Below are 12793 nucleotides of genomic sequence, written 5' to 3' on the forward strand. Positions count from 1 at the left end.
ACTCTATATGCTATTTTTATTATGATTTTTCTGTGTTTGTTTTCATAATTTTATTCGGTTCTATCCGTAAAATCATGTCATACCGCTTTATTTTGTTTGCTTTTAATCTTATCGATCATCAGTACAGCATTTGCCGTATGTATCTTGAAGAAAATTCACAGGTCTTCCGTTTTCTTGTTTCGTACCTTTTATCCTTGAGAGTGAGTAATGCTGTTTTTGAGTGTCGAAGCTGTATTTAAGTTCGGTAGCCCTTTCCCTTGTGAACAAAGGAGGTAGATATCCTATACTACATGTAGAAATTTCTGTTCGCATTGTTGGTGTATATGGAATTGGCTGCAACACATTTTACCCTCACATTCATCAGCTTCTACTTGAAATATCATTATAAATAACATTAATTATCTTGTGGTTTGTTACATGGCAGGACGGGTCTGCCATGATATTGTAGAACAGTTGATAGTATCTGTTTCCGTTAAGATGTTTAATCGGTAACCTGTCGGAGAATCTGATGTAAGTTTCAATACCATAAGGGCTATCTTTGTTGAAGTACTAAAACTGTTCTTGCGCTCCAGATGGTGCTGTGACAGACCGACCTCTTTGGCTATACTGTCGAATGGAAACACAGAATGAAGATTGCCAGGTTCACTCCTATTAAACTCTTACGATATTTTTTAGAATATCGAATTCTGTAAAACTCAAAGTCAAGTGGATTTCTGAAATATTTGGTATCTTAACCATGTCTTTGTTTGGATATTTCCTCCGTTTTTTTTAGGTCGCCAAATCTTATTTGCGCACGGAATACCTAAAAATACAAAAAAAAACCAACTAATTCTCAATAGTTTGGTTATGAATTAGTTGGCTGGATTTTATGTTATTTGCTGAATATCCTTACCTTATATATTCAAAAATAATACCTATATCACAGTTATGTTATAAAAAAATTACTCATATCCTGGTGTTTGTTTTAATGCGCTGTTGTTTGTTAATGTACCAGCATCAATAGGCCACAATAATCTGGATTGTTCAGCTGATGAGTATTGATGTACATAATCCCAACCTAGCAAGCGGATATCATACCAGCGCTTTCCTTCAAACATGAATTCGCGGAGACGTTCTTTCAATATAGCTTCTAACGCACCGGCATTATCAGGTTTCATCCATTTGTTGTCAGTGTAGAACTCAGGATCGTTATCGTTAGGATAAGCTATTTCTGCTTTGTGTTCATTGAAGTATTTACTTCCATAAGCACGTTCACGAACAGCATTGATTTCTTCTGTAGGATCTTCTCCTAGTAACACTTTTGCCATAGCTAGTTGCAATAGGCAGTCAGCATAGCGATAAATAGGAAAATCGTCTAAGAAACTGCGTGTAGACCCTCCTTCCAGCATCGTTCCTTGGAACTTATAAGTGATAGGGCCGAAATAACTGACTACTCCTTGGGCATCTTTTTTATAAACGGCTTTCAAAGAAGTTGTCCAGCGCGTATCATTGTTACGGAAACCTTTGAAATAAAATTCTCGTCTTACTTGTAGCTGGGTAAGACCATTAAGTTGTGCATCTGGGGTTCCGACAAAGGAATTACCATTCTCGTCACAATAAATTTTCACCATTTTATCCTGTGCAGGAATTAATCTCATTCTATAGTATCCTCCCCACATTTCATATTCGTCTTTACCATTGTGGATAGTGAAAATCATTTCCTTGTTCTTTTTATTCTCAAAGGAGAAAATATCTTTAAAAGAACTGGTTACTAAACCAACATCTGCTTTTTTTACGTTTTCAAAGGCGTTTTTTGCAATGGTATAATCACTGTTGCCTCCATTCATCTGGCGTCCGCTCCACAGATAAGCTTCTCCTTTTAACATTTGAGTTGCTGCGGCAGACCAAAAGTGACGTCCCAATTTGAAAGAATAGTCAGAGCCAAAGGCATTTTCTGATGCCTGAATGTCTTTCTTTATTTGTTCCATAACTTCTGTTGCAGGTGATACTCCTTTGGTAATGTTACTTAAATCAAGGTTCTGCCCTTCCGTGTAATCTAAGTATAAAACGACATCTCCCCAGGAACGTAGCAAGTGGAAATAAAGGTAGGCACGCATTCCGTAGGCTTCACCTAAATAATAATTTTGGGTGGCTTCTGTCAGAATTGTCGTTTCTGTGGTCTTGGCAATCATCTGGTTTATTTGATTGATGATTTTATACATGTCACCATAATTGCTGATACCTACATTTTCTTTATTTATGGTATTGAAAGGTAAACGTTCCATGCCTTGGCTTGCTTCGCCACCAATAGGATTGTCTCCGTAAATGTCTGCACGAGGTTCACCCAGTAAGAAGAAATTATAACTTTTTTCGCGAAGTAAAGCATGCAGTCCTGTATTGAACGCAGTGAATTGGTCCGGGTTTTTCCAATATGCGGTTCCTGCCAGTGAACTGGTAGGCTCAATATCCAAGGAATCACATCTTGAAAATGATAGCAGAGAAAGTCCTGCCAACAGGTATGTAAATATCTTTTTCATGATTTTATTCTTTTATAGTTGTGTTCAATTTAAAATGTTACAGATAAACCAAATAATACGGTTCTAGGAGTAGGATATCGACCTTGATCAACGCCGTATAGATTTTCATTATTATCACTATTTGTCAAGACAGGCTCTGGAGAAGTGCCGGTATATCCGGTGACATAGAACAGATTTTGTCCGGTGACATAGACAGATGCGTTTTGTATAAATGCTTTGCTAGTCCATGCTTTGGGCAAGTCCCAACTTAGTGTTAACTCTCGTAAGGCTAGATAGTCAGCTTTTTCATAGAGGCGTGAACTGTTGTTATGACGGCTGGCTGAGGCATTATTGGAACGGGTGATATTCTTTTTGGCCAATTGGTCTGCATAATAGAATGCCGGTAAGTCTGAATTCGGATTATCTTCACTCCACATATCTTTTACTTCAGTAATTATATTGAATGCACCTTGGTATTGGCCTAAAGTACGTGCGGCCAAGTCATTATAAAGAGTATGTCCTAATGCATAGTCAAAACGTGCATAGAGGGATATACCTTTCCAAGAAAGAGTTGAAGAGAAACCGCCGGTTACTTTTGGGAAAATATTGCCTACTACTTCGCGGTCAAGTCCATTGATTTTATTATCACCGTTGATGTCTTCCCAGCATACATCTCCAGGTTCTATAGGTTTCCATCCTTCTTTTCCTGCATATTCACTAGCTAGTCCCGGACCGTACAGGTTAGCAACTTCATCAATCATCATATTAGCGTGCTCTTTAACATCATCCCAGCTTTTGAAAATATGATTTTGCTTGTAAGCTACCATTTCGCCCAATTTTCCGCCTTCCTGACGTCCGGCAATCCACTTGGTGGCATTTGTTCCTTTACCTACGGCAACTTCATAACCTCCTACTCGGTTGTTTTCTATACCGTTATAGGGTAATGAGATAATTTTGTTTGCTACCGAAGATAAATTAGCGGAAAGGTCCCAGGTAAAACCACCTACATTATTTAATATATTGGCTTTTACCTCCAATTCTATACCTGAGTTACGTAAAGTTCCCATGTTGGTCATAATATCGGAAAAACCCAAATAACCCGGTAGAGCTTGTTTAGTCAGCAAGTCATTTGTTCTTCTGTTGAAGTAATCGATAATAAAACTTAATTTGTTATTGAAAAAACCGATATCCAACCCTACTTCCAAGGTCTTGCTCTGTTCCCAGCGTAAACCGGTATTTACCAATGCCGAATTATAGAATGCGGAAGATCCCCCATAGTTTTTAGCATCTACAAGACCATAGGCACCATATACATCGAAGTTGCCAATTCCATTTACATTACCGTTTACACCATAACTGATACGGGGTTTCAAGTTTGAAATCACTTCTGAAATTTTTGAATCTTTCCAGAAATTTTCTTCCATCACATTCCAACCTACCGAAATGCCAGGGAAGAATCCCCAACGATTGTCTTTCAGACGAGAAATACCATCATAGCGGGCTACGAATGAAAATAAATATTTCATGTCATAGTTGTAATTGATACGTCCGAAACCGGAAAGAATGCGGTAGGCAGTTCTTGTGGTGGAAGTATAAGTCTGCTTGGCACCAACATTTAAAGTAGGTATGTCATCAATTGGTGAATTTTGAGTCTTGGCTTCAAACTGGAATTCATCATAATTATAATATTCACCACCCAACATGACATCTACATTATGCTTTTCTGCAAATCTATCCGTATATGTTAGTGTACTATTGAATTGCATTTGGTTATATCTCTTGATCCAAGCTTCAGCTTGACGAGTATTTGTAGCTGTAGAAGAGGACTGTAATTTATAACTTTTATTGAACTTTTCCCTCTGGTAGTCATAATGTAAAAGTGAAGCGTTTCCGCTTAATACGAGTTTTTTAGGGAGAATGTCAAGATCAAATCCAATGTTATAGGATTGTCGGCGCTCTCCGTTATGTTGTGTCAGTTTGTCCCTGAAATAGGCAGGATTACCGTCGGAAGTACCACCTCCTGATGCTGGATTACCCTCTTCATCATAGGGGTTCCATGTGGGGCGTTGAGAACGGGTTCGGTAAAACATTTGGTCTTCACTAATCCATAGAGAAGGTTTGCTGGCCCAGGTATAAGTTGCTCCGGCTTTTACGTTTAAGAATGGGAAAACTTTATAAGAACCATTTACAGAACCGTTAAATCTCTTATATCCGGTACCTATAATCTGACCGTCTTCATTGTAATATCCCAAGCTTGTAGCAAAAGTTCCTTTATCATTACCTCCGGTGATACTTATATAATGTTCTTGCATAAAAGCATTGTCATCGAATACGTCATTATCTAATAGTCCTCCATAATCTTTAAATATTATTTTTTTACCTGGATTTACGGGGTCGTCCATCGTTTGCCAGCCTTCATTTTGCAAATGAGCTGTTTCATCATTCAAGTAGCGAATATCATACATATTATTGCCGATGCCATATCCTTGCTGAGCATCCAGACCATCATAGCCTTTTACTTTTTTATATCCGATACGGTTGTAATAAATATAGTCTTCAGCGTTTAGGTAATCATATCCTTTACGGGCAAAATTCACACCCATTTTGAATTTGTAATTAACTGAAGCTTTTCCGGCTTTTCCACTTTTAGTTTCAATTAAAATAACACCACCGTTTGCTCGGGCACCATAGATGGCAGTAGAAGCGGCATCTTTCAGCACTTGAATGGATTCAATGTCTGAAGAGTTAATATCGCCCATACTATCACGTACAACACCGTCTACAATAATTAAAGCTTTATTGTTGGCTCCGGTGATAGTAGCTCCACCGCGAAGAGTTATACTAGGTTCAGAGCCAGGTTGACCACTGACGGTAACGACACGTAAACCTGTGACAGAACCCTGTAGGGCTTGTGCAGCGTTACTATAGGCTGCTTTTTCAAGTACCGAATTGTCCATTTTTGAAATAGCGGTTGTTAAAGTCGCACGTTTTTGCGAGCCACCGTAACCAGTTACCACTACTTCATCCAAAACTTCTGTATCTTCTTTTAAGACAATTTGGTAGGAGTTTTGAACACCGGTTGTAATGGTCTGTGTTTTATAACCGATGTAACTGACATTAATTTTAGCTCCTTGGGATACGTTTAGAGAAAACTTTCCATCAAGGTCTGTAATGGTACCATTTGTAGTTCCTGCTTCTACCACACTGGCGCCTATCACCGGTTCATTGGTAGCATCCACTACTGTACCTGTAATTGTTTTCGTCTGTGCCATTACATTGAATGACATTAAAAGACCTAATAACAAAAAAAGGTTCTTTTTCATAGAGTTAAAAATTAGTGATTAATAAAGATTTTGAATTTGAAGTATGAATTATTCAACATATTCTAATTTAAGTGTCCATGCATACTGACAAGGAACTTTGCTGTAAGGAATAGTGGGAATTTCTATTACTATATTATTTCCATTCTGTTTCCATTTCAATGTTTTGTCATATCCTAATAAAGTTATTTTTGTTTTGGAACTTGTTCTAATGTCTTTCAGTATGACTTGATTTTCCGGAAATTTAGGCAGAATGGCATATACTGCATTATTTTTAGCTGTGAAAAAGGCTTCTTTTACGGCAAAGCCGGGATCGGGATCTACTGTTTGTTTTAAAATAGAGTTTCCTCCTACATAATGTTTTCCTTTATCTTTCCAATTTCTGTCACCTTCAGACCATTGTTCAGATTGTTTCCATTTGTAAGTATCATAGATTGCTTCTCCATTTACTTTTAGCCATTCTCCCATTTGCAATAAGCGTTCCTGCATGATAGGGGGAATTTTGCCATTTCCATTCGGACCTATGCCCAAGAGTAAGTTCCCACCTTTGCTTACAATATTAACTAAGGTAAGTATTAATCCTTGTGGGCTGGAATAATCTTCTATATCTTCATTTTGATTATAAGAGAAAGAGAATCCCATGCCACGACATTCTTCCCAAGGTTTATCCTCTGGCATATTGCGATTGCTATATTCACGGGTGTAATAATCGCCATGCTTTTTCCCATCAGTAAATTTTGCCCATCTGTCATTCAGTACAATTTTGTTCTTTACTGGGGATTCAGAATAGAGCCATTGGAAAAGTTTTTTTGTTTGCCAAATAGAGTCACTGTAATTATCGGGACCGTCTGACCAAAGAATATCGGGTTCATACCGATTTACCAGATCTTTAACTTGCGGTATAAAATGACGGGATACATATATATTAAGTAACTCCGGGCAATATAACGGACTTCCCCATTCTCTGCATGAAATGTAGAATCCCACCTTAATGTCTGTTTTTCTAAGAGCTGTGGTATATTCACCTACCAAATCGCGTTTAGGACCTATTTCCATACTGTTCCAAGGTCTGCCGTAATCTCTAGACGCTTCCATACTTGGCCATAATGCATAACCGTCATGGTGTTTAGTTGTTAAAACTACATACTTGGCACCTGATTTTTCGAATAGTTTGGCCCAAGCGTTTGCATCGTAATCATGTGCTTTAAATTTGGCAGCAAAATCTGCATAATTAAAGTCTTCTCCATACATTTTTGTATGATAATCATAAATTTCGGTTCCGGTAAATTCACCGTTCCCCATTAACTTTTTATTATCCAGCCAATATTTATACCATTCTTCGTAAGTGCCTTTAGGTGACCACATGGGTACAGAATAGATTCCCCAATGGATAAAGATTCCAAATTTTGCATTTTTGAACCATGCAGGGGTAGGGCGAGTATCGAGCGATTCCCATGTTGGTTGGTAGATATTGTTTTGAGCATTAATTTTGATAAAGATTAATAGCACAATAAATAATAGTGATTTCTTTTTCATATTAGTATTAGAATTTTAAATATTATATTAACCGCAAATATACTATTTTTTTAAAAGCATCAAACATTTTTAATAAAATAATTTATTAAAAACAGTTATTTCTTTAAAAGAATATTGTTTTATTCTGTGATATATCAGATTGTTTATTTTAATACGTGCTCTTGTTTGTTTATTTTGTATATATAGCTTGTTATTATTTAGTATATTGGAAAATATGGATATAATATTAAAATAAAAGAGTAGGAAGATTTAAATCAAAGTAAGCGAGTATGTCTGCAGGCAGGAGTATAGACAAATATCTATCGGAGTAAGTGATTCTCCCAAATTTTCCGGGTCAGTTGAGTCACTGCCGTTTTCAAACTGAGCCTTGATCCCGGCTATACTGGATCCCGGCTATACTGGATACCCTGCACAAAGCAGGGTAAAAATAAAAAAGCCATCGATTTATCGATGGCTTTTTTATTTGGTAGCCCGTGGGGGAATCGAACCCCCCTTTCAAGAATGAAAATCTTGCGTCCTAACCGATAGACGAACGGGCCATCCTTTTTATCGAGGATTTCTCTCTCGATTGCGGGTGCAAAGGTAGTGACTTTTTTTGAATTTGCAAACATTTCCCAAACTTTTTTCTAAACTTTTTGTTCATAGTCCATTGAATTGACTATTTACCTAAACTTAACTTTTATGAAAAGTATCTTTAAATCAATGAGTTGCCTTGTATTGGGCGCAATGATTGTTACGCCGATGTTTGCGCAACAAAAAAAACTTTATCCGGAGCTGGAAGGACCGGGACCTGTTGTTATTATCTCAAAAGATAAAAATGGCAAGGAAGAATTAATCAATGTATTTGAAGAAACGCAACGTCCGCATTTCCATGATCCCCGTGCTCCTCGTTTTTTACTTACTGACCAACAGGGAAAGTTTGCATTGGGTATCGGTGGTTATTTGAAAACTACAATGGAATATGATTTTAATGGAATAGTGGATGATGTTGACTTTATCCCTGCACTCATTCCGCAACCGGGATCCACGTCTGTCCGTAATCAGTTCCAGATGGATGCAAGCACTTCCACTATCTTTTTAAAGTTGGTGGGGAGAACCAAGCATTTGGGTAACTTCATCGTTTATACAGCCGGAAACTTCCGTGGAAGTGGAAAGACTTTTGAATTGCAGAATGCTTATTTATCTTTCTTGGGTTTTACTATGGGGTATGATACCGGATTGTTTATGGATCTTGCTGCAGCTCCTCCGACTATTGATTTTCAAGGACCTGACGGGATGACTTTCTATCGCGCTACCCAGTTGCGTTATGAAGCCAATGTGATGAAAGGCTTGAAAGTAGGCATTGGTGTGGAAATGCCGTCAGTAGACGGTACTCCGGCACAAGATGTGAGAATCGGTAAGCAGCGGATGCCGGATATTCCTGCCTATGTACAGTATTCTTGGGCAAAGGCTAGTCATATACGTGTGGGAGGAATCTTGAGAAGTATGACTTATGAGGATCAAGTGAATAATAAGGCAAAGTCATTGACCGGTTGGGGGATACAAGCATCGGGAACAGCAAGACTGGGTAGTTTCCAGCTTTACGGACAATATACTTATGGTAGAGGTATTGCTCAATATTTGAATGATATCAGCAACTTGAATGTAGATATCGTTCCTTTGGCCGATGAGTCCGGACGTATGCAGGTACTGCCCATGAAAGGGTGGTATGCCGGATTACAGTATAATTTCTCGAAACGGGTATTCGCATCGGCTACGTATAGCCAGTCACGTCTGTTTACAGAAGATTGCTATGCTCACTTTAATGAAACTCAGTATAAAAAAGGTCAGTACCTGGTTGCAAATGTATTCTGGAATGTAAGTCATAACTTGCAGGTAGGTGCGGAATATCTTCATGGTTGGAGAGAGAATTTTAATGATGTGAACCGTGAAGCAAACCGTATAAACTTGAGTGCGCAATATAATTTCTAACTTATTTTTCCTATCTTTGTGTCTATCAATAATGGAAAGAGAATGAAAAAAATAGGTGCACATGTATCCGTAAGCGGGGGCGTGGAAATGGCCCCCGTTAATGCATTAGGGATAGGAGCGGACGCATTCGCTCTTTTTACAAAGAATCAGAGGCAATGGGTTGCAAAACCTTTGTCTGTCGAGAGTGTTACTCTGTTTAAAGAAAACTGCGAGAAAGAAGGTTTTGATGCCCGGTATGTTCTTCCTCATGACAGTTATCTGATAAATTTGGGACATCCTGACGAGGAAGGGCTGGAGAAGAGTCGTGCAGCATTTTTGGACGAAATGCAGCGTTGCGAGCTTTTAGGATTGAAAATGCTGAATTTTCATCCCGGAAGTCATTTGAATAAGATATCCATAGAGAAGTGTCTGGACAGGATTGCCGAGTCTGTCAATATGACTTTGGATAAAACGACCGGTGTGACTGCTGTGATTGAGAATACAGCCGGACAGGGAAGTAATGTGGGAAATGAATTCTGGCATTTGAGATATATTATAGATAAGGTGGAGGATAAATCTCGTGTGGGAGTTTGCCTGGATACTTGCCATACCTATACCGCCGGTTATGATATTGTGAATGAATATGACCGGGTCTTTACCGAGTTTGATGAGGTAGTGGGGAGAAACTATTTGTGTGCCATTCACTTGAATGACTCAAAGAAACCATTGGGTAGCCGGGTAGACCGTCATGACAGTATCGGAAAGGGGCTGATTGGTATTGATTTCTTCCGCCGCTTTATGCAGGATTCCCGTTTTGACGATATGCCCGTTATTCTTGAAACTCCCGATGACACCATTTGGCGGGACGAGATTAAAATGCTTCGCAGCTTTGAGTCATAGTTTGTGGCTGGGTGAAAACATATTTAAGGAATTCAGCTATCATTTTGCTTGTAAGGGCGAGGTTTGCTCGCCCGAAAATAGGCTGATTTGCATATTCTCCCAAGATCGTGCCCGTTGGTTCGGGCAGGCAAAAAAACTTATATTCGTCAATCTGAGTTGGCAAATAGTATTTTCACCACCGTAGGGGCAGACTCGTGTATCTGCCTGATAGTACGAAAGCAGTTGCAGGTTCTCTTTCCAAAGTATGACCGACCGTGGTCTTGTAAGCAGCTTCTTGACGATAAAGTCGGGAGAGAAGCGGAACTCTGGAAGAACCTGCAGACTGTTATCTAAAACTTATAAAATGAAGAAACCGACCCTTTTGGGTCGGTGTTCTACGGTAGATGTTTTTCCTTTGCTTGACGGCTATGAGACAATCCCTGCCCCTACAGCTGAATACATGACAGCACTATCGGACGGACTTTCGGCATCTCCTCATTTACTTGAAATCCGGGCCATACTCCAACCAAAATACCATTGCCCAATCCTGGTCATTGGCAAACGGGTCATAAAGATGAACTTTTTGTCCGTTCACTTTGTTCGGATAGATAAAGGCGCAGCTTCCTCTTCCGTCTTCGGTGAAGAGGCATAGATTGTTCCGGAAAATATTCAAGGCCCGTTCTGTATATTCTTGTTTTCCGGTCGCTTTGGCATAAAGACGGAAGGCAATACCCGATAAAGTGCTCCAGTAATGTGGGAAGGTATCTCCCCAAATCCGGTCTTTTCCAAACCAATAACCATCCCAGTGACGAATAGCGATGTCATAAAGGTGGAAACTGGGCTGTTTTCCGCCAAATGATTCTAATAAAGGAAGCTGGCTTTCGGCCCCTTTCAGATATTTTTCATCCCCGGTGAGCATATATACATTCAGCAGATGGATAATGGACGGAGCTACGATGCTCTGTTCGTAATTGACTTCGGAGGTCGGATAATTAGGCCCGTTTTCACAAAATACGTCTGCCATTGATTTGAAATCGTTCAGCAGAGTGTCCGCTTCGGCAGTAAATCCGTTTTCTTTCAATAGAGTATAGCCGTAGGTCGGGATATTGATGCAATAAAAACCATGCTTGAAATAACGGACCAGTGCACGCAGTGTGCCGTACCCGTCTTTCAGATATTGTTTATTGCCTGTGGTGCGGAACATGGTAAACCAGAAATCGGCCACCCACGGATAGTTGTATCCCCGGTTCTTGCTCTTGAAGTCTACGGTGGAATTGGTTGTGTAGTCCGGTTTCTGGATGCGGCGGATGAAAGATACGTAGTTGTTCAGGGCATCCATTAATTTTTTGTCGGAAGTACGTTGGTATTGTAGAGCCAGCAGAATCCCCATAGCTACCCTTTCTCTGGCTTCGTCGCAGTCAGAGCGTTTGCTGCCACTTTCTCCGTTGATGTAAAGGGATTCGGTATCGTTGTCATAAACAATGAAGGCACCGCTTCTAGGGTCACCGGGCTTGATGAACTGTTGGTGTCCGGCAATGAACTGACACCGGTGGTTGACCAGGCTGTCAAAGTTGCTGACGGCAAGACACTCTACCGACGTTTGCTTTCCGTTCCCGTAGGCCAGTGTGAAAATCTTCTCTCCGGGTTCATTTATTGTGGTGGTATAAGTGATGTTGTCACCGCTTACTTCTGCCACTTCTTTACCGTTCAGCAACAGCTTGCCTTTCAGTGAGGGGCAGTTGCTTTTGAACGAAACATTTATTTTTTCGCCTGCTTCTACTACATAACGGTCTGCTGAGGCTATGATCAGACCGTTGTCTATGGCTTTTGCTTGGAATTCATCCCAGTTGTCCGCCGATAGGAGTAACCATTGTATGGTATAACATTCTCCCGGCTTTAAAGTCTTGTCCTGTGGATTAAGTTGGAAAACACCGCGGAAGTTGGAGCTTCCTTTTTTCTGCGAGCGCTCCCTCACTTCATAGCCTTTAATGGCACCTTCTTCCATAATCAGTCCCAATCCGCCGGGGGCTCCGCTCATCCGGGTGCAATAGACATAGGCTTCATTTCCTCCTGCCCATATATGTGCATTGCAACGGGCTTCGTAGCAAGTCCGGGCATCCGGATAATTGTCATTGAAAGGTGTGTTGATGGCAATGTCCTGTAAGTCGGCGTCTTTTTCTCCGGTGTTTACGAATTCGTAGGATTCTACCAGGTTCCCGTCCCTGTTCCATTTTCGGGCTACGTTTATTTCTATGTCACCTGTCTGGTATTTCACGGTCATGTGATGGCTCGTGTCATGTTTTTTTGTCGGGATATTCCAGGAGTATTCAGTGCCGTTTATCCGAAGATGTCCCAATCCCCATCCATACCGGGAGTCCACCCATTCGTATTGTGTTCCATCCGTACGCAGGATCCAGTTCATGGAAGTGTCGCTTGTCAGATAAAGTCCGCTTAGCGCCCCTGTTTGTGAGTCGGCTTTGAACGTGATGTTTTTAGGGTAGCTACAACTGCCTAGTGCAATTAATGCCAAAGGTAATGCAGCATACAAGAAAAGCTTCATGATGTTTTTCATACTTATTTGGATTATTGATGTAACTGTGCAAAGAAAGGAAT

At 40.1% G+C, this 12793-nt stretch carries 6 protein-coding genes and 1 tRNA gene; 2 read left to right on the forward strand and 5 right to left on the reverse strand.

The genetic code is table 11. From position 1 onward, the window contains the following. Positions 1-941: 941 nt before the first annotated feature. The 4 genes from nanU to BVU_RS12255 form a co-directional block, all read right to left on the reverse strand. On the reverse strand, positions 942-2516 hold the full coding sequence (gene nanU / locus BVU_RS12240; protein ID WP_011965604.1) for a SusD family outer membrane lipoprotein NanU: 1575 nt from the start codon (positions 2514-2516) through the stop codon (positions 942-944). A 29-nt stretch (positions 2517-2545) separates the two neighbouring features. Then, the gene (locus BVU_RS12245; protein WP_011965605.1) at positions 2546-5818 is read right to left on the reverse strand and encodes a SusC/RagA family TonB-linked outer membrane protein; all 3273 of its coding nucleotides are present in this window, start codon (positions 5816-5818) and stop codon (positions 2546-2548) included. A 48-nt stretch (positions 5819-5866) separates the two neighbouring features. Beyond that, entirely contained in the window at positions 5867-7351 is a 1485-nt protein-coding gene (locus BVU_RS12250) for an alpha-L-fucosidase (protein WP_011965606.1), read from the reverse strand. A gap of 464 nt (positions 7352-7815) precedes the next feature. Next, positions 7816-7890, reverse strand: a tRNA-Glu gene (locus tag BVU_RS12255). A 142-nt stretch (positions 7891-8032) separates the two neighbouring features. On the opposite strand from BVU_RS12255, the gene BVU_RS12260 reads away from it, so the two are divergent. Further along, a complete protein-coding gene (locus BVU_RS12260) occupies positions 8033-9322 on the forward strand; it encodes a DcaP family trimeric outer membrane transporter (protein ID WP_011965607.1) in 1290 nt (429 codons plus the stop codon). 42 nt (positions 9323-9364) lie between these two features. Continuing rightward, a complete protein-coding gene (nfo, locus tag BVU_RS12265) occupies positions 9365-10201 on the forward strand; it encodes a deoxyribonuclease IV (RefSeq protein ID WP_005841766.1) in 837 nt (278 codons plus the stop codon). Positions 10202-10679: 478 nt separating this feature from the next. On the opposite strand, the gene BVU_RS12275 is transcribed toward nfo, so the two are convergent. Next, positions 10680-12752 (reverse strand): hypothetical protein, encoded by a 2073-nt coding sequence (locus BVU_RS12275; RefSeq protein WP_011965609.1) that lies wholly within the window; start codon positions 12750-12752, stop codon positions 10680-10682. Positions 12753-12793 lie beyond the last annotated feature (41 nt).

The organism is Phocaeicola vulgatus ATCC 8482, from assembly GCF_000012825.1.
GTDB lineage: Bacteria > Bacteroidota > Bacteroidia > Bacteroidales > Bacteroidaceae > Phocaeicola > Phocaeicola vulgatus.